Here is a 21759-nt window from a genome sequence, read left to right on the forward strand (position 1 = left end):
TGCCCCGCACCCGGCCGCCCCGCTACCGTGCGGGAATGCACGCACACCTCCCGATCTACGAGTGAGAGCGGTGCCGCCCCGGCGGACCGACGACCCACCGCACACCTCACCGAAGGGGAGAACCCCATGGCCAAGAGCCGCAACAACCTCCTCGGCGTCGGCGGACAGCGCAAGAAGCTGTCCCGCGCCGAACAGCAGGGCGCGGGCCGCAGCCGCGCCGCCGACCGCCGCTCCGCGGAGGAGAAGAAGCAGGACCTCCTGAAGAAGATGCGCGAGCGCAACCACCAGGACGGCGCCGCCGAGTAGTCACCGACACCGGAGGGCCCGGGCCGCACACCTGTGGCCCGGGCCCTTCGCCGTACCCGCTCAGGCCGTCGTCCTCGGCAGCCGGAGGGCGTACAGGGCGGTGCACAGGGCCAGCGCCAGCTGGACGAGGAGCGTCGTCGCCAGGGCCTCGCCCAGGGGAACCGTCGCCGCCAGCGTCAGGAAGAGCGAGCCCAGCGTCGCCACGCCCAGCGCGAGCGCCGACTGCTGGGTCGTCACCATCACCCCGCTGCCCACGCCCGCCCGGTCCGCCGGGACCTCGGCGAGGACCACGCGGAAGAGGACCGGCAGCTGGAGCCCCTGGCCGAGGCCCGCCACCGCCATGCCCGGGGCCAGCGTCCACGGGGTGGCGTCCGGCCAGGAGGACCACGCCGTCCAGGCCATCATGCCGAGGCCCGCCGCCTGCAGCAGGGCGCCCGCCGGGACGACCCGGGTGCCCCACCGGGCCACCAGGCGCGGGCCCGCCAGCGAGGCGGCGAAGAAGGCGAGCGCCATCGGCGCGAGGGCCGCGCCCGAGGCGACCGGGCCCAGCTCCAGGCCCTGCTGGAGCGCCACCGCGATCACCAGGATGAAGCCGCCGAAGCCGCCCGAGAGGGGCAGCACGAGGACGAGGCCCCGGCGCAGCGGCGTCAGGCGCAGGAGGGACGGCGGGACCAGCGGGGTGCCGCCCCGCAGCTCCGTGCGCCGCTCGGTGCGCCAGAACGCCGCCGCCAGGAGCGGGAAGGCGGCGAGCGCGCCCCACGTCCACAGCGGCCACCCCGCCGCCCTGCCCTCCGTCAGCGGGGCGAGGAGCGAGACCAGGGCCAGGGCCAGCAGGACCGTGCCCCGGACGTCCAGGGGCGCCGGGGCCGCCGCGCGGGTCTCCGGGACCGTGCGGAGCGCCAGTGGCAGGACGAGCAGCACCGCCGGCACGTTCACCAGGAAGACCGCGCGCCAGCCGAGGCCCGCCACGTCCGCGGCGACCAGCAGGCCGCCGAGGATCTGGCCGGTGACGAAGGCGAGCCCGGTGGTCGCCCCGTACAGGCCGATGGCCCGTGCCCGCCGGGCGCCTGTCGTCGAGGAATGAAGGGTCGCGAGCACCTGAGGCAGCAGCAGAGCCGCCGTGGCACCCTGTGCCACCCGGGCCGCGACCAGGGACCAGGCGCTCGGGGCGAGCCCGCAGAGCAGGGACGTCACGCCGAAGGCCGCCAGGCCCGCGAGGAAGAGCCTGCGCCGGCCGAAGAGGTCGCCGAGCCGCCCGCCGAGCACCAGCAGGACCGCGTACGCCAGGCCGTAACCGGCGACGACCAGTTCGAGGAGCGACTCGTCCGCGCCGAGGTCACGGCCGATCGACGGCAGGGCGACGTTGACGATGAAGAAGTCGACCAGGGGCAGCGCGGCCCCCAGGAGGACGGTGAACAGGCCCAGGGAGCCGAGGGCCGGCGCCGGGGCGCCCGGGGCGGGGGCGGGCGGACGGGTGCGGGAGGAAGGGGTCGTCGTGGTCACGCCTTCGACCTTCGGCTCCCCGCTTGCCTGGTACCAGAGTCTCCTCATCCTGGTACCGGAACTGCCTGGCACCGGACTGCGCGGCCGGGCAGGCTGGGACCATGAGCATCGTCGTGACGACCGGGCCCGAGGCCCGGCGGCGGGAACTCGCCGCCTTCCTGCGCAGCCGGCGCGAGCGCGTCACCCCCGAACAGGTCGGCCTGGTCCGGGGCCGCCGGCGCCGCACCCCCGGCCTGCGCCGCGAGGAGGTCGCCCAGCTCTCCGCCGTCGGCGTCACCTGGTACACCTGGATCGAGCAGGCCCGGGACATCCAGGTCTCCCCGCAGGTCCTCGACGCCCTCGCCGGGGCCCTCCTCCTCGACCCGGCCGAGCGCTCCCACCTCTTCGCCCTCGCCGGACAGCCCGATCCCCGGCCCGGCCTGCCGAGCCCGGCCGTCACGCCCGCCGTACGGGCGATGCTCGACCGGCTGGAGCCCGTGCCCGCCGCAGTCCAGAACAGCCGGTTCGACATCCTCGCCCACAACCGCGTCTTCGGGCGGCTCTTCCGCGACCTCGACGCGCTGCCGCCCGAGGACCGCAACACCCTCTGGCTGGCCTGCACCGACCCGGAGTTCCGGGCCGCCGTCACCGACCCGGACCTGATCGTCCGCCTCGCGGGAAAGCTGCGCGCCCGGATGGCCGGATGCCTGGTCGAACCCGCCTGGAAGCGGCTGGTCCAGCGGCTCGAAGCGGCCTCGCCCGAGTTCCGCGAGGTCTGGGCCCGGCACGACGTGGTCTCCTCCGAGAGCATGGCCAAGGTCATCCGGAACCCGCTCGTCGGGCCGCTGGGCTTCGAGCACACCGAGCTGTGGCTCCAGCCCGGCCCCGGACCCGTCCTCGTCACGTACGTGCCGCTCGACGAGGAGACCCGGGCCGGCTGCGCCCGGCTCCTGGAGCTCGTGGCCGGGGAGCGGGACGCCCGGGCCGCCGCCTGAGGCGGCCTCGGGGCCGTCGGGCGCGCGGGGCGGAGGCATACGCCCGACGGGTGTTCCCGGTGGTACGGGACAATGGGGCCATGACCGCGTTCTCCCCCCTCTCCATCGGCCCGCACGTCGTGCAGCCGCCGGTGGTGCTCGCGCCCATGGCCGGCATCACCAACGCCCCCTTCCGCACCCTCTGCCGCGAGTTCTCCGGCGGCAAGGGCCTCTTCGTGAGCGAGATGATCACGACGCGGGCGCTGGTGGAGCGCAACGAGAAGACGATGCAGCTCATCCACTTCGACGAGACCGAGAAGCCGCGGTCGATCCAGCTGTACGGGGTGGATCCGGTCACCGTCGGCAAGGCGGTGCGGATGATCGTCGACGAGGACCTCGCCGACCACATCGACCTGAACTTCGGCTGCCCGGTGCCCAAGGTGACCCGCAAGGGCGGCGGCTCGGCGCTGCCGTACAAGCGGCCGCTGCTGCGCGCGATCCTCCACGAGGCCGTGACGAACGCCGGGGACCTGCCGGTCACGATGAAGATGCGCAAGGGCATCGACGACGACCACATCACCTATCTCGACGCGGGCCGGATCGCGGTCGAGGAGGGCGTGACGGCGATCGCCCTGCACGGGCGGACGGCGGCGCAGCACTACGGCGGCACGGCCGACTGGGACGCGATCGCGCGGCTCAAGGAGCACGTGCCGGAGATCCCGGTGCTCGGCAACGGCGACATCTGGTCGGCGGACGACGCCGTGCGGATGATGCGCGAGACCGGCTGCGACGGCGTGGTCGTGGGCCGCGGCTGTCTGGGCCGGCCCTGGCTCTTCGCGGACCTGGTCGCGGGCCTGGAGGGCACCGGGGGGTACCGGACGCCGGGGCTCCGGGAGGTCGCGGAGGTGATGGTGCGGCACGCGACGCTGCTCGGGGAGTGGATCGGCGACGAGTCGCGCGGTGTCATCGACTTCCGCAAGCACGTGGCCTGGTACCTGAAGGGGTTCGCGGTCGGTTCGGAGATGCGCAAGCGCCTCGCGGTCACCTCGTCCCTGGACGAGCTGCGCGCTCAGTTGAGCGAGCTGGACCTGGACCAGCCGTGGCCGGTGGGGGCGGACGGCCCCCGGGGCCGTACGTCCGGAAACAACCGGGTCGTCCTGCCGGAAGGCTGGCTGAAGGACCCGTACGACTGCGCCGGAGTGAGCGAGGACGCCGAGCTCGACACGTCCGGGGGCTGAGATTTCCGGGCGACCGGGCGAGTGATCCTCGCCACCCTTGAGGGGGGTGGTGCTCAGATGAGCAGGTTCACGAGGGCTGTACGCCTTGAAGGGGTGGCACTGGGTGCCACCCCTTTTGCGTTCAAGAGTTGAACGCAAATGCGCAGTGAAGGCGCTCATCTGAGCATGTTGTCCCTGGATTGGGTCAAGCGGGCTTCGGGGCGTGAATACGGAAGCTTCGCCTCGGTAACTTTCGAAGTGGGGGCGGACGGGTGGTTACGACTGCGTGACCGGTAGGCGTACCTCCCCAGAAGCCTTCGATCTGGGTATGTTCCTCGCCGTCAGGGCAGCCAACCGAGTCGTCGAGGAGTCGAGACCCGTGTCGGAAAACAATGATCAGAAGTTCGTGTACGACTTCACCGAGGGCAACAGGGACCTGAAGGACCTGCTCGGTGGCAAGGGAGCCAACCTCGCCGAGATGACCAACCTCGGTCTCCCGGTCCCTCCCGGCTTCACGATCACCACCGAGGCGTGCAAGGTCTACCTCGAGTCCGGCTCGGAGCCCGTCGCCCTGCGCGACGAGGTCACGGCCCACCTCGACGCCCTTGAGCGGAAGATGGGCAAGAAGCTCGGCCAGGCGGACGACCCGCTCCTGGTCTCCGTCCGTTCGGGCGCCAAGTTCTCCATGCCGGGCATGATGGACACCGTCCTCAACATCGGCCTCTCCGACGAGTCCGTCACCGGTCTCGCCCGCCAGGCCGACAACGAGCGCTTCGCCTGGGACTCGTACCGCCGCCTCATCCAGATGTTCGGCAAGACCGTCCTCGGCGTCGAGGGCGAGCTCTTCGAGGACGCCCTGGACGAGGCCAAGGCCGAGAAGAAGGTCGCCAGCGACACCGACCTGGACGCCGCCGACCTCAAGAAGGTCGTCGAGCGGTTCAAGGGCATCGTGAAGGCCGAGACCGGCCGCGACTTCCCGCAGGACCCGCGCGAGCAGATGGACCTCGCCATCGAGGCCGTCTTCAACTCGTGGAACACCGACCGCGCGAAGCTGTACCGCCGCCAGGAGCGCATCCCCGGCGACCTCGGCACCGCCGTCAACGTCTGCTCGATGGTCTTCGGCAACCTCGGCCCGGACTCCGGCACCGGCGTCGCCTTCACCCGCGACCCCGCCTCCGGCCACCAGGGCGTCTACGGCGACTACCTGCAGAACGCGCAGGGCGAGGACGTCGTCGCCGGCATCCGCAACACCGTGCCGCTCGCCGAGCTGGAGTCGATCGACAAGAAGTCGTACGACCAGCTCATGCAGATCATGGAGACCCTGGAGACCCACTACAAGGATCTCTGCGACATCGAGTTCACCATCGAGCGCGGCCAGCTCTGGATGCTCCAGACCCGCGTCGGCAAGCGCACCGCCGGTGCCGCCTTCCGCATCGCGACCCAGCTCGTGGACCAGGGCCTCATCGACGAGGCCGAGGCGCTCCAGCGCGTCACCGGCGCCCAGCTCGCCCAGCTGATGTTCCCGAAGTTCGACGAGCACGCCAAGGTCGAGCAGATCGGCCGCGGCATCGCCGCCTCCCCGGGCGCGGCCGTCGGCAAGGCCGTCTTCGACTCGTACACGGCCGTCAAGTGGTCCCGCTCCGGCGAGAAGGTCATCCTGATCCGCCGCGAGACCAACCCGGACGACCTGGACGGCATGATCGCCGCCGAGGGCATCCTGACCTCGCGCGGCGGCAAGACCTCGCACGCCGCCGTCGTCGCCCGCGGCATGGGCAAGACCTGTGTCTGCGGCGCCGAGGAGCTGGAGGTCGACACCAAGCGCCGCCGCATGACCACCGCCTCCGGCGCGGTCATCGAGGAGGGCGACGTCGTCTCCATCGACGGCTCCACCGGCAAGGTGTACCTCGGTGAGGTACCCGTCGTACCGTCCCCGGTCGTCGAGTACTTCGAGGGCCGGATGCACGCCGGCGCCGACGACGCCGACGAGCTGGTCCAGGCCGTCCACCGGATCATGGCCTACGCCGACCGCGTCCGCCGGCTGCGCGTCCGTGCCAACGCCGACAACGCCGAGGACGCCTCCCGCGCCCGCCGCTTCGGCGCCCAGGGCATCGGCCTGTGCCGCACCGAGCACATGTTCCTCGGCGAGCGCCGCCAGTACGTCGAGCGGCTGATCCTGGCCGACACCGACGCCGAGCGCGACGACGCCCTCAAGGCCCTGCTGCCGCTCCAGAAGACCGACTTCGTCGAGCTCTTCGAGGCGATGGACGGGCTGCCGGTCACGGTCCGCCTGCTCGACCCGCCGCTCCACGAGTTCCTGCCCGACATCACCGAGCTGTCGGTGCGCGTCGCCCTCGCCGAGTCCCGCAAGGAGCCGCACGAGAACGACCTGCGCCTGCTCCAGGCCGTGCACCGGCTGCACGAGCAGAACCCGATGCTGGGTCTGCGCGGCGTCCGCCTCGGCCTGGTCATCCCCGGCCTGTTCACCATGCAGGTCCGGGCGATCGCCGAGGCCGCGGCCCAGCGGATCGACGCCAAGGGCGACCCGCGCGTCGAGATCATGATCCCGCTCGTCGGCACCGTCCAGGAGCTGGAGATCGTCCGCGAGGACGCCGAGAAGGTCATCGCCGAGGTCGTGGCGGAGACCGGCGTGGAGCTGAAGCTGGCGCTCGGCACCATGATCGAGCTGCCCCGCGCGGCCGTCACCGCCGGCCAGATCGCCGAGGCCGCCGAGTTCTTCTCCTTCGGCACCAACGACCTCACCCAGACGGTCTGGGGCTTCTCCCGCGACGACGTGGAGGCCAGCTTCTTCACCGCGTACCTGGAGAAGGGCATCTTCGGCGTCAGCCCCTTCGAGACCATCGACAAGGACGGCGTCGGCGCCCTGGTCCGCTCCGCGGTCCAGGCCGGCCGGGCCACCCGCCCCGACATCAAGCTCGGCGTCTGCGGCGAGCACGGCGGCGACCCGGAGTCGGTGCACTTCTTCCACGAGGTCGGCCTCGACTACGTCTCCTGCTCGCCGTTCCGGATCCCGGTGGCGCGCCTGGAGGCCGGCCGCGCGGCCGCCGAGGCGAAGGGCAGCGACAGCCGCTGACCCCCGAGGGGCCCGCGGGGCCCCACGAAGCCCCCGGGGCCACCGTCGGCCATCCCTTCCGAACCCTCACCGGCGGACGGCGGCCCCGGAACCGAAAACGACGGGACGGACACCTTGTGCGGAGGTGTCCGTCCCGTCGTTTTCACGTCAGATTCATGCGTAATTACGTCCGCATTGAATTATTGGAAATTGAACGTCTGTGTTTGCGGGCGTTTCGGTCGCGGCCCCCGGATCCCCACCCGGGGGCCGCTCCCTTTTCACTGTGTCGGGCAGGTGAGCCGCAACCCTCGCCGACCGCCGCCGGACGGGCAAAGCCCCCCACGGTCTTCACCACGTCACCTCGGTCCTGAAGGTTTCCTGCCCGACCCGCACAGCATTTCCGTTGGGCTGTGTTCGCCGCGATGCTTTTCATCTGTGGCTGAAACACCCTGGTAACGTGCTGTGATGGTGTGCATACTCGATCGCGGGGTGGTTGCGAGTGCACAGGTGGGGACTTCATGCTTCGTATTCATTTCACTGCGGACGATCTGGCGGGGGTGCGGATCGCCGCCCGTCCTGACGTCCTGTGGGAAACGATTCTCAGCTTTCACCGTTTAAGGGACCGGCGTGGCCCGGTGGTGTTCGGCGGATGGCGCACGGAAACCAGGGCGCGGCTCGGCGGGGAGACCCGGCTGCTCGCCGCCCTCGTCCCGAGCCGCGGCTATTTTCCCGACTTCCTCACCCCGGCGGAGGGCCTCCACGGCCTCGACGACGGGCTCGGGGCGGTCCGCGCGACGCCCTCCGGCCGGCTCCGCTCGGAGCTCTCCCTGCTGGCCGCCGACCGGTCGGGCGGCCGCACCGTGCCGCACTCGCTGCGGGCCCTCGCCGACGGCGGCCCGGAGCCCTTCGACCGGCTTCTCGGGGCGCTGCGCAGCTATCACCGGGCGGCCGTGGAGCCGTACTGGGCGCACATCCGGGCCCGGGTGGAGGCGGACCGGGCGCGCCGGGGCCGGGCCGTCCTGGACGGCGGCGCGGAGGAGCTCCTCGACTCGCTGCCGCCGATGCTGACCTGGCGGGCGCCGGTCCTGGAGGCGACGTACCCGGTCGACCGGGACGTGCACCTGGACGGGCGGGGGCTGCTGCTCCAGCCCTCGTACTTCTGCCGGGGGACGCCGGTGATGCTGCGGGACCCGGCGCTGCCGCCGGTGCTCGTCTACCCGGTGACCCACGGGGAGGCGCCGACGGTCCGGCCGCCGGGCGTCTCCTCGCTGGCGAAGCTGGTGGGCCAGACCCGCGCGGAGGTCCTCCAGGCCATCGGGGACGGCGGGACGACCAGCGAGCTGGCCCGCCGGGCCGGGGTCTCGCTCGCCTCGGCGAGCCAGCACACCGGCGTGCTGCGGGACGCCGGGCTGATCGCGACCCTGCGGCACGGGAACGCGGTGCTGCACACGCTGACGCCGCTGGGCGCCGCGCTCCTCGGGGGAGGCGGGACCCAGCGGCGCCGTGAGGAGCGCTGTTACGCGCGGAACGGGCCGGTCACCTCGTAGGTGATGCCGCCCGAGGAGCTGCCCGAGGTGCCGCGCTGGCTGGAGAAGTACAGCCGCGTGCCGTCGGGCGAGAAGGCCGGTCCGGTGATCTCGGAGCCGGACTGGCCGGTGATCCGCAGGAAGGGCGCGACGGTGTCGTCCGGCGTGATCAGGCAGATCTCCATGTTGCCGCCGTCCTCGGCGATGTAGAGGTCGCCGGAGGAGGCGCCGGTGACGTTGTCCACGCCGGTGAGCGGGGCGGCGCCGCCGGGCACCAGCGAGTCGTCGTAGGCGAGCTCGTAGGTGCTGTTCGTGAGGTTCAGCTGCCAGAGGCGGTTGTCGCCCTTGGTGGTGAACCAGACCTTGTCGTCGGCGTAGTGGCAGCCCTCGCCGCCGCTGAACTTCTTCGCGCCGGAGACCTGGGTGCGGGTGGTGGTCGGGGAGCCGTCCGGGTCCGGCACGTTCTGCCAGGTGAAGGAGCCGGAGGTGGCCGTGCCGGCCTTGAGGACCTGGAGGGTGCCGGAGGAGAGGTTGCCCCAGGTGGTCGGTATGAACCGGTAGAAGCAGCCGTCCGACTCGTCCTCGGTCAGGTAGACGACCTTGCGGACCGGGTCGGCCGCGGCGGCCTCGTGCTTGAAGCGGCCCATGGCGTCACGGCGGACGGCCGCGTTCACGCCGTACGGGTCGGTCTCGTAGACGTAGCCGAGGCTGACCTCCTCGCAGGAGAGCCAGGTGTTCCACGGGGTCTTGCCGCCCGCGCAGTTCTGCCGGGTGTTCGACAGGATGCGGTAGGCGCCGGTGATCGTGCCGGCGGAGCCGAACCGCAGCGCGCTCGCGCCGCCGCTCGGGTTGATCTCCGAGTTGGAGACGTAGATCCAGCCGGTGCCGTCGGCGTAGCAGGCGCCGCCGTCGGGGGCGTTGTGCCAGGTGTACGAGGTGCCGGGGACGGTCTGTCCCGAGCGGGCGACGATCCGGCTGGTGAACCCGGCCGGCAGCATGATGCCGTTCGCGTTCGCCGCGCCGAGTGCGCCGTAGGGGCCGGTGCCGGGCTGGGCGGGGGCCGCGTAGGCGGCGCCCGCCATCAGGGTGCCGCCGAAGGCGGCCGCCGACGTGCCGATGACCGCTCCACGCAGGAAACTGCGTCGCTCCACGTCTTCTCTCCAGGGGTGTGGTGACCTCCCGCCGCACGGTCAGCGGCGGGGCCGCGCGAGGGGAATCTAGGAGGGCGGAATTGACTGTGCATCAACAAACGGTGACGGGGAAGGGGCGCGGGAGGGGCGGGGGAGTCGGTGTCGGAGGCGAACGCTAGGTTCGCGCCATGACGATCACCGCGCAGTTGCTCGGATCGGTACGGCTGCCGGGTGCGGCGGACCTCGTGGACGGCCCGGCCCGCGTGGCCGGCGCGGGCGGACTCGCGCTGCGGCGGGGCGACCGCCTGGAGGTCCACCGGATGCCGGAGTCCTCCTCCGGGGCGCCGGAGCCCGTCGCGGTCTTCCCGGCGCCCTGGCCCGGCTGGGACCAGGGGGTCGACGCGGTCGCCCCGGACCTGGGCTTCGCCGTCTTCTCCGGCCAGCGGGCCGTCCGGGCGGTGGCCGCGGACGGGCGCGCCCTGTGGGAGTACCGGCACGGCTGCTGGGGTCCCGTGATCGGCCACCCGCACACCGGCGACGAGCAGGAGGTCTGCGAAGGCCTGGAGCACGGCTCGGTGCTCGTCTCCGCCGACGGGCGGCTCGTCTGGGCCCATGTCGTCGGGGAGGACGGGCCGGAGCGGTGGGTCGTGCTCGACGCCCGGGACGGGCGCGAGGTCGGCCGGATCCCGCTGGAGGAGAGCGTCGCCTCGGGCTCGTACCAGCTCGCCCTGCCCGACGGGGAGCACGTCGCCCTCTCCGTCGGCATGGGCCAGGACGGCTGCCTGCTGTACTGGGCCCGCCGGGACGGCGACGGGATCGTCGTGCGCGACCTCAACGAGGGCCTCGACCGGATCCTGCTCGACGTCCACCCCGAGCGGGGCCACCTCCTCACCGTCGAGCACAACGGGTGGGACCTCCAGGTCCACGGCCCCGACGGCGAGGTGCTGGCGGAGGGGACGGCGCACCGCACCGGCGCCCCGCGCTGGGACTGGTGCGCGGGGCACGTCGACGCGGACACCGTGCTCGCCCTGGTGGAGACCGACGGCGACGCGGACGGCCCGGGCCACTGGCTCCTCGACGGCGACCTGCGCGTCCTCGGCCGCGTCGCCTATCCCGCACCCGTCACCGGCTACGTCCGTCCCCTCGGCGACGGCACCTGGCTCACTCACGACCGGGCGGGCGAGACCCTCAGTCGCTGGACTCGAGCAGGGTCTTGAGGGCGGTCAGCCGGTCGCGCCAGAACTCCTTGGACGCCGCCACCGCCGCCGCGTCCGGCAGTTTCAGGTGGCCGAGGCCCACCAGGGTCTTCGTCTCGCCCTTCGGCGTCAGATGGACCGCGATCCGGCTCGGGCCGCCCTCCCAGTCGGCCGTGAGGGACTTCCCGGGCCGGTGGGCGCGGAGGTCCAGGCCGCCGTCCGGGAGCCAGCGGCGGCGCAGCTCCGGGTCGACGAAGGCGTCCGTGACCCGGGCGGCGGGGGCGGCCACGGTCCTGCTCGCGCTCGCCTGCCAGTCGCCGTCGCCGGACTGGCCGACCTCCCGCAGGCCCCGTTCCTGCTCGTAGCCGACGGTCACCGACTGGGCGTGCCAGCCGCCGACGCCCTCGTCGTCGACGAGGTGGCGGGCGATCTCGGTGTGGGTGCGGGTGGTCGCGCCCCAGGCGTCGAGCCGGGCGAACCACTCCGCCCAGCCCCGGCCGGTCGCCGCCGTCAGGGCCTCGTCCGAGAGCTTCTCGGTGATGCGCTTGCCGCTGCTCATGGTCCGAAGCTATGCCCGGCAGGGACCTTCGGCACTGGGGGAGGACGTCTCCGCCCGGCAGACTGGGCGCATGCGCGAAACCCGGGAGCTCACCGACATCGGCGGCCGCGACGACCTCGACGTGCTGCTGCGCCGCTTCTACTCGGCGGCCTTCGCCGACCCCCTCATCGGCCCGTTCTTCACCGAGGTCGCCGGCACCGACCTGGAGGTCCACCTCCCGCGCATCGCCGACTTCTGGGAGCGGGCCCTGTTCCGTACGGCCGCATACGGGCGGGACGCCTTCGCCCCGCACGCCGCGCTGCACTCGGCCCGCCCGCTCACCCCCGCCCACTTCGGCCGCTGGGTGCAGCTCTGGCACGCCACCGTCGACGGGCTCCACCGGGGTCCGCTCGCGGACCGGGCCAAGGCGATGGGGGAGCGGATCGCCGTCTCGATGCTGAAGCGGCTCGGCGGCCCCGGCGCGCAGGCCGAGGCGGCCGCCGGCGGGACCGGCGGGTTCGTCCCGCTGGCGGCGCTCGCCCTGCGCTCGGCCGCCTGATCGAAAAAACTTCTCCGGGGAGCGATGAGTCCGGGCCGGACGGCCCGTCTCTACTCCCGAAAGCACCGCACACGACGGAACCGCACGACGGACCGCACGACGGAGAAGAGAGCACATCATGGCCCCGCAGATGATCTTCGTGAACCTGCCCGTGAAGGACCTCGACGTCAGCAAGGCCTTCTACGAGAAGCTCGGTTACTCGATCAACCCGCAGTTCAGCGACGACACCGCCGCCTGTGTGGTGGTCAGCGACACCATCTTCGTCATGCTGCTCACCGAGGAGAAGTTCGCCGGCTTCATGGCCCCCGGCAAGGCGGTCGCCGACGCCTCCGCCACCACCCAGGTGATGCTGACCCTGAACGCCGAGAGCCGCGAGAAGGCCGACGAGCTGGCCGACCGGGCCCTGGAGGTGGGCGGCAGCCCGGCGAAGGAGGCCATGGACATGGGCTTCATGTACGGCCGCTCCTTCGCCGACCCGGACGGCCACCACTGGGAGGTCTTCTGGATGGACCAGGAGGCCGCGCAGGGCTGAGCGGGCGCCCCGGGGGCTCAGGCGGAGACGCCGCCGTCGACCACCAGGTCCGCGCCGACGGTGGAGCCCGCCGCGTCCGACGCGAGGTGGAGGACGGCCGCCGCGACCTCGGCGGCCGAGGTGATCCGGCCGAGCGGCGACTGCTCCTTCATCCGGACCGCCCGCTCGGCCTCGCTCTCGCCGGGCAGCAGCGACATCGCGGACTCCGAGGCGCCGGGGCTGACCGCGTTGATCCGCACCCCGTCGGCGATGTGGTCGCGGGCCGCGGCGCGGGTGAGGGCCGAGACGGCCGCCTTGGAGACCTGGTAGCCGAAGACGCCCGGGATCCGGACGTGCGCGCCCAGGTTGGACGAGATGTTGACGATCGCCCCGCCGCCGTGGGCCCGCATGTGGCCGACCTCGGCCTGGAGGGCGTTCAGGACACCGGTGACGTTGGTGTCGAGGAGGGCCTGCCAGTCGTCGAGGGGGAAGTCGGCGGCGCTGTGCCCGCCCCGGAAGATCCCCGCGTTGTTGACGGCGACGTCGAGGCCGCCGTACGTCTCCACCGTGCGCCGGACCAGCGCGCGGGCGGACGCGGGGTCCGTGACGTCGGCGGTGACGGCGGTGGCGGTACCGCCCTCGGCCTCGATCAGGGCCACGGTCGCGTCGAGGGCCGCGGCGGTGCGCCCCGCGGCCACCACCCTCGCGCCCTCGGCGGCGAAGGCGCGGGCGATCTCGCGGCCGAGGCCGGAGCCGGCGCCGGTGACGAGGACGGAACGGCCGGTGAAGCGGGCGGCTGCGGACATGGGAACTCCCCTGGAATCGATGGTCACTTGGCGAGACGGACGGTGAGGACGGCGAGGGCGGCGAAGAGCGCCGCCGCCGCGGCGAGCGGCGCGGCGGAGCCGCCGAGGGTGAGCAGGGCGGCGAAGAGCACGGTCGGCCCGAGCTCCATCGCCGTGTTCAGGACGCCGCCGGCGAGCCCGGCCCGGTCGGCCGGGACCCGTTCGGTGGCGAGGACGGCGGCGGCCGCGAAGGAGAGCGACCCGCCGGCGGGCAGCAGGAGCAGCCCGGGCAGCAGCCCGTACGCGTACGGGAGGGCGGGGTCGGCCGTGCCGGCCGCGAGCAGCGCGAGCCCGGCGCCCGCCGTGCCGAGTCCGGTGGCGGCGACCCGGCCGGGCCCGTACCGGCCGAGCAGCGGCCCCGCGAGCCGGCCGGCGCCGAGCAGCGCGGCGGCGAAGGGCACGAAGGCGGCCGAGGTGAGCGCCGCCGAGTAGCCGCGCTCCCGCTGGAGGTCGAGCGAGAGCAGGACGAAGACGGTGGCCGTGCCGGCGGCGGTGAGCGCGATCGCGGCGAGCCCGAGGAGCCGCCGCCGGTCCCGCAGGAAGTCCGGCGGGAGCAGCGGGTCGGCGGCCCGGCGTTCGGCGCGGGCGAAGCCGGCGAGCAGGGTGAGCCCGCCGAGCAGCGGTACGAGGACGGGCGCGGAGCCCCACGGGTGGGCGTCGGTCAGCACCAGGCCGGTGCTGGCGAGCACGATCCCGGCGGTGGCGAGCAGGGCGCCCGGCAGGTCGAGGGCGCGGCCGTGGCCGGGCGGGGTGGCGGGCAGCAGCCGGGGCGCGAGGAGCAGGGCGGCGAGCGCGACGGCGACCGGCACGGCGAAGGAGGCGCGCCAGGAGGCGGCGGCGGTGAGGGCGCCGGAGAGCAGGTTCCCGGCGGTGGCGCCGAGGACGGAGAGGCTGCCCCAGGTGCCCATCGCCCGCCCGTACGCGGCGGGTTCGGGGTACAGGGCGCGCAGCGCGCCCATCGCGGCCGGGGCGACGAGCGCGGCGCCGGCGCCCTGCGCGAAGCGGGCGCCGAGCAGGGCGGCGTATCCGGTGGCGAGCGGGGCGAGCGCGGAGGCGGCGGCGAAGAGGAGCAGTCCGGCGGTGAGCGCCCGCCGGGCGCCGTACCGGTCGGCGAGCCGTCCGCCGAGCAGCAGGAGTCCGGCGAAGGTCAGTCCGTAGGCGGCGCTGAGGAGGATCAGCCTCCCTTGGTCCAGGCCGAATTCGGCGGCGATCCGGGGGAGCGGCACGGCGAGCGAGGCGAGCGTGAAGATGAGCGTCGCCTGCACGGTGCCGAGCAGCGCGAACCCCCGGCGGGCGGCCCGGCCGCCTCTCGTGGGCGTGACCGGTGCCGTTGTCGTCCCCTGTGTCGTCATGTGTCCCCCCGTGCTGTCTGTACTTGACCGTTCATTCCAGAATGAGCCCCGAGAAAAGGCGCCCTTCAAGGGCGCCCGTCCTTCCGGCCGCTCAGTCGAGCAGCCGCAGGGCCTCCTCCGCCGCGTCCCGGACCCTGGCCGGGTCCGTCGACGCCTTGCCGACCACCCGGATCCCCTGGAGCAGGACCAGGAGCATCCGGGAGAGGGTGCGCGGATCGCGGCCCTCCGGCAGCTCCCCCTGGGCGCGGGCCCGGGTGAGCGCCGCGTACAGAAGGGTCTCGATCTGCTCCCAGCTGAGCTCGACCCGGCGGGCCACCACCGGATCGCGCGGGGCCAGCTCCGCCGCCGAGTTGGTGACGAAACAGCCGGTCAGGCGCAGGCCCTCCGCCGTCGCCTCGGCGGCGAAGCGGCGGACGAGCGCCCGGACGGCCGGCAGCGCCGGGCCCGGCGCGGACAGCTCCTCGACGAGCCCCGGGTCCCGGGTCTCCAGGTAGCGGTCCATCGCCTTCAGATAGAGCTCGTGCTTGTTGCCGAAGGTCGCGTAGATGCTGGCCCGGCCGATCCCGAGGTGCTCCACGAGGTCCGCCATCGACGTCGCCTCGTAGCCGCGCGCCCAGAACAGGTCGAGCGCTGCCTGGAGCGCGGCCTCGGGGTCGAATTCCTTGGTCCTGGCCACGGGGTGGACAGTACGCCTTTCTGGAACGACCGGTCAAGCTAGATGGTGCGGACCGGATAGACCGCCACCGTCACCTCGTCGTCGTCCAGGCACCGTCCCGTCTCCAGGTCGAAGCGCTGCTTCAGCAGCGGCGAGGCCACGAACGGCCGCCCGTCCGCCGTCCCGAGCAGCCCCCGGGACAGCACCTGCGCCCCGGTGAAGGGATCGCGGTTGTCGATCGCGTACGCCCGCCCCGCCCGGTCCCGGAAGACCGCCGCCTGCCGGCCGTCCGGCAGCAGCGCCGCCAGGCCCCGGCCCGGGGTGAGCCGGGCCTCCTCGCAGACCGTCATCCAGGCGTCGGGGGCCGGGGAGAGTTCGAGCGTCGTCGGTGTCGTCATCGGGACGTGGCTCCTTCCAGGGTGCCGATCGTCAGGATCGTGAGGTCGGGCTTGATCTGGTCGCGCTCCGGCACGAAGCGCACCGTCGGGTCGGGCGTCTCCGGCGCGTTCACGAAGGAGACGAAGCGCCGCAGCCGCTCCGGGTCGTCCAGGGTCTGCGCCCACTCGTCCTGGTAGTCGGCGACGTGCGCCGCCATCAGGCCCTCCAGCTCGTCGCAGAGGCCCAGCGAGTCCTTCACGATCACGTCCCGGAGGTGGTCGAGCCCGCCCTCCAGGCGCTCCAGCCACACCGACGTCCGCTCCAGGCGGTCCGCCGTCCGGATGTAGAACATCAGGAACCGGTCGATGAGCCGGATCAGTTCGGCGTCCGACAGGTCCTGGGCCAGCAGGTCGGCGTGGCGCGGGGTCGCGCCGCCGTTGCCGCCGACGTACAGGTTCCAGCCGTTCGCCGTGGCGATCACGCCGAAGTCCTTCGACTGGGCCTCGGCGCACTCGCGGGCGCAGCCGGAGACCGCCGACTTCAGCTTGTGCGGGGCGCGCAGGCCCCGGTAGCGCAGTTCGAGCTGGATGGCCATCTTCACCGAGTCCTGGACGCCGTAGCGGCACCAGGTCTGTCCCACGCAGGACTTCACGGTGCGCAGCGCCTTGCCGTAGGCGTGACCGGACTCGAAGCCGGCGTCCACCAGGCGGGTCCAGATCGCCGGGAGCTGGTCGACGCGGGCGCCGAAGAGGTCGATCCGCTGACCGCCGGTGATCTTCGTGTAGAGGCCGTAGTCGCGGGCCACCTCGCCGATCACGATCAGCTTCTCCGGGGTGATCTCGCCGCCGGGGATGCGGGGGACCACCGAATAGGAGCCGTTGCGCTGGAGGTTGGCGAGGTGGTGGTCGTTGGTGTCCTGGAGCGCGGCCTGCTCGCCGTCGAGGATGTAGCCGCCCAGACCGATCGCCGGCGCGAGCGAGGCGAGGATCGAGCCGACGGTCGGCTTGCAGACCTCGCAGCCCTCGCCGCCCTTCGCGCCGTCCCGGCCGTGCGAGTCGAGCAGCGCGGCGAAGGAGGTGACCCGCAGGGTGCGGGCGATCTCGTAGAGCTCGCTGCGGGAGTACGGGAAGCAGCCGCACAGCCCCTTGTCGGCCGCCTTCGGCAGCAGCTTCTCGATGACCTTCACGCAACTGCCGCAGCCCGTGCCGGCCTTGGTGCACTTCTTCACCTCGGGCAGCGAGGAGCACTGGCCGATCGCGTGCTTGGTCACGTTGTGGCAGGAGCAGATGACGGCGTCGTCCGGCAGCGCGGACGGGCCGAGCGCCACCGGAGCGCCCGCGCCCGCCGGAAGCACCAGCTGCTCGGGGGAGACCGGCGGCTTGGTGCCGGTCATCGGGCGCAGCAGGCCGTACGAATCGGCGTCGCCGACCAGGACGCCGCCGAGGAGCCGGCCCTCGCCGTCCACCACCAGCTTCTTGTAGACGCCCGCGCGGGAGTCGGAGTAGACGACGTCGAGGCAGCCCTCGGCGGTGCCGTGCGCGTCGCCGAAGGAGGCGACGTCCACCCCGAGGAGCTTCAGCTTGGTCGACAGGTCGGCGCCGGTGAAGCCGTCGCCGGGCTCCTCCTCGGCGATCACCGCGGCCACCGTCTGCGCCATCTCGTACCCCGGCGCGACCAGGCCGTAGACCCGGCCGTCGGCGGCGAGCGCGCACTCGCCGATCGCGAAGACCGCCGGGTCGGAGGTGCGGCAGTGCGCGTCGACGGCGATGCCGCCGCGCTCGCCCACGTCGAGCCCGCAGTCGCGCGCCAGCTGGTCCCGGGGGCGCACGCCCGCCGAGAACACCACCATGTCGACGGCGAGTTCGGCGCCGTCCGACAGCTTCATGCCGGTCACGGACCCGTCGGCCGTCACGACCTCCTGGGTGCCCGTGCCGGTGTGCACGGTCAGCCCCATCTGCTCGATCGTCCGCAGCAGCGCCGCGCCGCCGCCCTCGTCGACCTGCACCGGCATGAGGCGCGGCGCGAACTCCACGATGTGCGTGTCGAGCCCGAGGCCCTTCAGCGCGCCGGCCGCCTCCAGGCCCAGCAGACCGCCGCCGACCACGGCGCCCGTCGTCGCCGTCTTGGCGTACTCCTCGATGGCGAGGAGGTCCTCGATCGTGCGGTAGACGAAGCAGCCGGTGGCGTCCTTGCCGGGCACCGGCGGGACGAAGGGGTACGAGCCGGTGGCCAGCACCAGGTGGTCGTAGGCGACGACCCGGCCGGAGCGGGCGGTCACCGTCCGCGCCGCGCGGTCGATGCCCACGACGGGCTCGTCCGTGTACAGCTCGATGCCGTGCCGCTCCATGAAGCCGTCCTCGACCATCGACAGGTCGTCGGGCGTCTTCCCGGAGAAGTACGAGGTCAGCTGGACCCGGTCGTACGCCGGGCGGGGCTCCTCGCAGAGGACCACGATCCTGGCCCGCTCGGTGACGCCCCGGTCGGCGAGCGCCTCCAGGAACCGCTGGCCGACCATTCCGTGGCCGACCAGGACGATGGTGGGGGTGGTCATGCGGAGCCTCCGTCGTGGGTGAGCAGGTGCAGCAGGGGGGCCTCGGGGAGGGCTTCGTCGCCCTCCCAGGCCCGGGCGAGCGCGCCGACCGCGGCCAGATCGCCGAGGAGGACGCCCCCGACGAGCCGGTTGTCGCGGACGACGACCTTGCGGTAGGCGCCCTTGGTCGCGTCGGCCAGCTGGACGACGTCGTCCCCCGCCCGCGGGGTGGCCTCGCCGAAGGCGGCGAGGTCCAGCGGCTGCGCGCCGCCGAGGGTGAGCCGCGTGAGGGCCCGGGTGCCGGTGTAGCGGGGCCCGGCGGTGCCGGACAGCACGTCGGCGAGGACGTCGGCCTGTTCGAGCGCCGGGCCGGCCAGGCCGTAGACCCGGCCGTCGTGTTCGGCGCAGTCGCCGATCGCGTGGATGTAGGGGTCCGAGGTCCGCAGCTCGTCGTCGACGACGACGCCGGAGCGGACGTCGAGTCCGGCCGCGCGGGCCAGCGCCACCCGGGGACGGACCCCGCAGGCCAGGACCACGACCTGGGCGTCCAGGACGAAACCGTCGGCCAGCTCGACCGCCGTCACCGCCCCGTCCCGCTGCCGCAGGCCGCTGACCCGGCACTCGGTGTGCGTCTCGACGCCGAGCCCGTCCAGGTGCTCCCGCAGCAGCGCGGAGGCGTACGGGTCCAGGTGCCGTTCCATGAGGCCCTCGCCCTGCTGGGTGAGGACCACCTCGGCGCCCAGCGCGGCCAGCGCCCGCGCCGCCGACACGCCGAGGAGGCCGCCGCCGACGACGACCGCCCGCACCCCGGGCCGGACGACGGCCCGCAGCGCCAGGCAGTCGTCGAGCGTGCGGAAGGAGTGGACGCCCCGGGGGAGCTCCGCCCCGCGCAGACCGCGCAGCGGCGGCAGCACCGGGTTCGAGCCGGTGGCGAGCACCAGCCGGTCGTACGGCACGAGCTCGCCGTCCGAGCACTCCACCGTCCGGGCCGCCCGGTCGATCCCCACCACCCGCACCCCGCGGCGCACCGGCTCGCGCGGTTCGGGCAGGGCGACGACCTCGGGGGCGTACCGTCCGGCGAGGACGTCGGCGAGCAGCACCCGGTTGTACGGGGTGTGCGGCTCCTCGCCGAGGAGGGTGACCGGCAGGCGCTGGGCGAGGCGGAGGCCCGCCGTTCCGCCTCCGACCACCACGATCCGTGTACTCATACCCCGAAGGGTGCGGGCCCGGTGTTTCCCGGTGGCATCCCGACTGTTTCCCGCACGGAACGCTGATCTCCGAGGGGGAGGAGGCGGGCTGTGAGGGCGCGGGGCCGCCCCAAGCTCAGAGCTTGCTCAACGATCAGGCGATCGATGGACGGGCCAACGATCCCGTCCCTAGGGTCACAGTCATGCCCGACATCACCCTCACCACCATCGTCCTGCTGTGCCTGGCCGCGCTCGTCGCGGGCTGGATCGACGCCGTGGTGGGCGGTGGAGGGCTGCTGCTCATGCCGGCGCTGCTGATCGGGCTGCCGAACGCCACGTACCCCTATGTCACCGGCACCAACAAGGCGGTCTCGATCGTCGGCACGACGGGCGCGGCGATCACCTACGCCCGCAAGACGAGGGTGCCGGTGCGGACGGCGGTACGGGTCGGGCTCGCGGCCCTCGCGGGTTCGTCGGCCGGAGCCCTGTTCACGACCGCGGTCGACGAGGAGATCCTGCGGCCGCTGATCATCGTGGTGCTCGTCGCGGTGGCGGCGTTCGTGATCCTGAAGCCCTCGTTCGGGGCGCGCCCGGCGGGGGAGGACCGGGCGCCGCTCACCCGGGCCCGGCTCGTCACGGCGATCGTCCTCGTCGGCGGCGGCATCGGCTTCTACGACGGTCTGTTCGGGCCCGGCACCGGCACGTTCCTGGTGCTCGCGCTGACCGCCGTGCTCCACCTCGACCTGGTGACGGCCTCCGCCACCGCCAAGATCGTCAACGTCTGCACCAACGGGGGCGCGCTCGCCATGTTCGCCTACCAGGGCACCGTCTACTGGCAGCTGGCCGCGCTCATGGCGGCCTTCAACCTGGCCGGCGGGATGGCCGGCGCCCGGATGGCGCTGAGCAAGGGCTCGGGCTTCGTCCGCGCGGTGCTGCTGGTGGTGGTCCTCTCCATGGCGGCGAAGCTGGGCTGGGACCAGTGGGCGTGAGGCCCCGGCTCAGCGCACGCCGATGAGGTGCCCGAAGGCGACCACGTTGCCCTGGTAGCCGCCGCCCTTCTCGGAGAAGCCGCCGCCGCAGGTGATGACGCGGAGCTCGGCGCGGTCGGTGGCGCCGTACACCTTCTCGTCGGGGAAGGCGTCGTTGTCGTAGACCTCGACGGCGTCGACGGTGAAGACGGCCGTCTTCCCGTCCTCCCGGTCGATCTCGATCCGGTGCCCCTTCCGCAGGGCGCCGAGCGTGTAGAAGACGGCGGGGCCGCCGGCGTTGTCCACGTGACCCGCGACGATCGCGGTGCCCTTGGCGCCGGGCGTGACGCCGTCCCCGTACCAGCCGGCGAGGTTCCGGTCCTCGGCCGGCGGCACCTCCAGGGAGCCGTTCGGGGCGAGGCCGAGCCGGGTCATCGGCGCGTCCACGTCCGTCTCCGGGATGCGCAGCCGCACCGGCGGGGACGACGGCAGCGGGTCGGCGGCGGCGTCGGTGTGGACGCTCGGCCCGGCGGCGAAGGCCTGGGCGGCGGACGGGACGGGCGGGGTGACGTCCTGCGAGCCGTTCTGGACGAGCCAGAGGCCGACGCAGGCGGCCACCGCTATGCCCCAGCCCTTGCTCCTGTTGCTCACGTCGTTTCCTCGGGATCGGGGGAAGGCCCCGCCCCCGGCCGGCCGTGTGCGGGAGCCGGGCGGGGGCGGGACGGGGCGGTGTGATCAGTGGCCCTGGGCGCCGCTCGCCCGGCGCCGCATGAGCCACACACCGCCGACGGCAGCCGCGGCCAGCACCGCCGCGCCCGCCGTGACCTGGGCGGTGTCGGGGCCGATGCTGCCGCCGACACCGGTCTTGACATGACCGCTGGGCTCGCGGTGCTTCACGGTCAGCTCGCCGCGGGCGGTCCGGCCGTTGTCGCAGGCGACGGCGATCCAGTGGGTTCCGGGCTTGGCGTGCTGGGGCAGGGTGAACTGACCCACCACGACCTCCTTGTGCGTGCTCGGGCTGAGCTGGAACTCCCCGGCGCCCACCGAGTTCGCGTCGCCGACGCCGTGGCCGTTCTTGCCGCAGGCCAGGGTGTTCACGGTGACGGTGGTGCCGGGGGAGGCGGTGGAGGGATAGATCTCCAGCGTCTCGGGTTTGTCGTTGTTCGCGTACGCGGCCGGCGCGGCGAAGGCGCCGAGCGCGACGACCGTCAGCGCGGTTCCGGTGAGCAGGCGGGTGGTGGGGCGCATGGTGGGGTCCTCCGGGGCGCGCGGTCGTTCGGTCGTACGGTCTTCCGTACGACCGAGCAAACGGCCCCGGCGCGCCCCCCGCCTGCT

Annotated in this window: 20 protein-coding genes; 9 read left to right on the forward strand and 11 right to left on the reverse strand. The window is 73.3% G+C overall.

All coding sequences use genetic code 11. The annotated features are described in order from the left end of the window. Positions 1 to 126: 126 nt before the first annotated feature. Positions 127 to 306 (forward strand): DUF6243 family protein, encoded by a 180-nt coding sequence (locus ABZ621_RS20050; RefSeq protein WP_360606265.1) that lies wholly within the window; start codon positions 127 to 129, stop codon positions 304 to 306. Between the two features lie 60 nt (positions 307 to 366). Here the strand turns inward: ABZ621_RS20050 and ABZ621_RS20055 are convergent, their stop codons facing one another. Further along, positions 367 to 1809, reverse strand: coding sequence for an MFS transporter (locus ABZ621_RS20055; RefSeq protein WP_360606267.1), 1443 nt, complete (start codon positions 1807 to 1809; stop codon positions 367 to 369). A 101-nt stretch (positions 1810 to 1910) separates the two neighbouring features. Here ABZ621_RS20055 and ABZ621_RS20060 point away from each other — a divergent pair, with 101 nt between their 5' ends. The 4 genes from ABZ621_RS20060 (at position 1911) to ABZ621_RS20075 (ending at position 8596) form a co-directional block, all read left to right on the forward strand. Next, positions 1911 to 2783: a helix-turn-helix domain-containing protein gene (locus ABZ621_RS20060; protein WP_360606269.1), complete on the forward strand. Its 873-nt coding sequence runs from the start codon at positions 1911 to 1913 to the stop codon at positions 2781 to 2783. 80 nt (positions 2784 to 2863) lie between these two features. After that, positions 2864 to 4000 carry a tRNA dihydrouridine synthase DusB gene (gene dusB, locus ABZ621_RS20065; protein ID WP_360606271.1) on the forward strand — a complete coding sequence of 379 codons (1137 nt, stop codon included), beginning with the start codon at positions 2864 to 2866 and terminating at the stop codon, positions 3998 to 4000. A gap of 358 nt (positions 4001 to 4358) precedes the next feature. Beyond that, positions 4359 to 7070: a pyruvate, phosphate dikinase gene (ppdK, locus tag ABZ621_RS20070; protein ID WP_360606273.1), complete on the forward strand. Its 2712-nt coding sequence runs from the start codon at positions 4359 to 4361 to the stop codon at positions 7068 to 7070. Positions 7071 to 7567: 497 nt separating this feature from the next. Then, complete coding sequence (locus ABZ621_RS20075) at positions 7568 to 8596, forward strand: winged helix-turn-helix domain-containing protein (RefSeq protein ID WP_360606275.1); 1029 nt, start codon at positions 7568 to 7570, stop codon at positions 8594 to 8596. On the opposite strand, the gene ABZ621_RS20080 is transcribed toward ABZ621_RS20075, so the two are convergent. Beyond that, positions 8566 to 9726, reverse strand: a complete 1161-nt coding sequence (locus tag ABZ621_RS20080; RefSeq protein WP_360606277.1) for an alkaline phosphatase PhoX — start codon at positions 9724 to 9726, stop codon at positions 8566 to 8568. The two genes, ABZ621_RS20075 and ABZ621_RS20080, sit on opposite strands and share 31 nt — an antisense overlap. A 167-nt stretch (positions 9727 to 9893) precedes the next feature. Here ABZ621_RS20080 and ABZ621_RS20085 point away from each other — a divergent pair, with 167 nt between their 5' ends. After that, entirely contained in the window at positions 9894 to 10922 is a 1029-nt protein-coding gene (locus ABZ621_RS20085) for a hypothetical protein (RefSeq protein ID WP_360606279.1), read from the forward strand. On the opposite strand, the gene ABZ621_RS20090 is transcribed toward ABZ621_RS20085, so the two are convergent. Continuing rightward, positions 10894 to 11460 carry a hypothetical protein gene (locus tag ABZ621_RS20090; protein ID WP_360606281.1) on the reverse strand — a complete coding sequence of 189 codons (567 nt, stop codon included), beginning with the start codon at positions 11458 to 11460 and terminating at the stop codon, positions 10894 to 10896. The two genes, ABZ621_RS20085 and ABZ621_RS20090, sit on opposite strands and share 29 nt — an antisense overlap. Positions 11461 to 11530: 70 nt before the next feature. Between ABZ621_RS20090 and ABZ621_RS20095 the strand changes: the two genes are divergently transcribed. Further along, complete coding sequence (locus ABZ621_RS20095; protein WP_360606283.1) at positions 11531 to 11998, forward strand: group III truncated hemoglobin; 468 nt, start codon at positions 11531 to 11533, stop codon at positions 11996 to 11998. A 118-nt stretch (positions 11999 to 12116) separates the two neighbouring features. Beyond that, on the forward strand, positions 12117 to 12530 hold the full coding sequence (locus ABZ621_RS20100; RefSeq protein WP_360606285.1) for a VOC family protein: 414 nt from the start codon (positions 12117 to 12119) through the stop codon (positions 12528 to 12530). A gap of 17 nt (positions 12531 to 12547) precedes the next feature. Here ABZ621_RS20100 and ABZ621_RS20105 read toward each other — a convergent pair whose 3' ends face one another. The 6 genes from ABZ621_RS20105 to ABZ621_RS20130 form a co-directional block, all read right to left on the reverse strand. Then, on the reverse strand, positions 12548 to 13315 hold the full coding sequence (locus ABZ621_RS20105; RefSeq protein ID WP_360606287.1) for an SDR family oxidoreductase: 768 nt from the start codon (positions 13313 to 13315) through the stop codon (positions 12548 to 12550). Between the two features lie 23 nt (positions 13316 to 13338). Further along, complete coding sequence (locus ABZ621_RS20110) at positions 13339 to 14706, reverse strand: MFS transporter (RefSeq protein WP_360606289.1); 1368 nt, start codon at positions 14704 to 14706, stop codon at positions 13339 to 13341. 91 nt (positions 14707 to 14797) lie between these two features. Beyond that, complete coding sequence (locus ABZ621_RS20115; protein WP_360606291.1) at positions 14798 to 15382, reverse strand: TetR family transcriptional regulator; 585 nt, start codon at positions 15380 to 15382, stop codon at positions 14798 to 14800. 38 nt (positions 15383 to 15420) lie between these two features. Further along, entirely contained in the window at positions 15421 to 15759 is a 339-nt protein-coding gene (gene nirD / locus ABZ621_RS20120) for a nitrite reductase small subunit NirD (RefSeq protein WP_360606293.1), read from the reverse strand. Then, positions 15756 to 18290 carry a nitrite reductase large subunit NirB gene (gene nirB, locus ABZ621_RS20125; protein ID WP_360606295.1) on the reverse strand — a complete coding sequence of 845 codons (2535 nt, stop codon included), beginning with the start codon at positions 18288 to 18290 and terminating at the stop codon, positions 15756 to 15758. Before nirB ends, nirD begins: the two co-directional genes overlap by 4 nt. Further along, on the reverse strand, positions 18287 to 19477 hold the full coding sequence (locus ABZ621_RS20130; RefSeq protein WP_360606297.1) for an FAD-dependent oxidoreductase: 1191 nt from the start codon (positions 19475 to 19477) through the stop codon (positions 18287 to 18289). Before ABZ621_RS20130 ends, nirB begins: the two co-directional genes overlap by 4 nt. Before the next feature lie 182 nt (positions 19478 to 19659). Here ABZ621_RS20130 and ABZ621_RS20135 point away from each other — a divergent pair, with 182 nt between their 5' ends. Beyond that, positions 19660 to 20445: a TSUP family transporter gene (locus ABZ621_RS20135; protein ID WP_360606299.1), complete on the forward strand. Its 786-nt coding sequence runs from the start codon at positions 19660 to 19662 to the stop codon at positions 20443 to 20445. 9 nt (positions 20446 to 20454) lie between these two features. On the opposite strand, the gene ABZ621_RS20140 is transcribed toward ABZ621_RS20135, so the two are convergent. Together ABZ621_RS20140 and ABZ621_RS20145 are read right to left on the reverse strand one after the other, a co-directional pair. After that, positions 20455 to 21075 (reverse strand): class F sortase, encoded by a 621-nt coding sequence (locus ABZ621_RS20140; RefSeq protein WP_360606300.1) that lies wholly within the window; start codon positions 21073 to 21075, stop codon positions 20455 to 20457. Between the two features lie 84 nt (positions 21076 to 21159). Next, entirely contained in the window at positions 21160 to 21672 is a 513-nt protein-coding gene (locus ABZ621_RS20145) for a hypothetical protein (RefSeq protein WP_360606302.1), read from the reverse strand. Positions 21673 to 21759: the final 87 nt, after the last annotated feature.

This window comes from Streptomyces sp. NPDC007863, assembly GCF_040633895.1.
GTDB lineage: Bacteria > Actinomycetota > Actinomycetes > Streptomycetales > Streptomycetaceae > Streptomyces.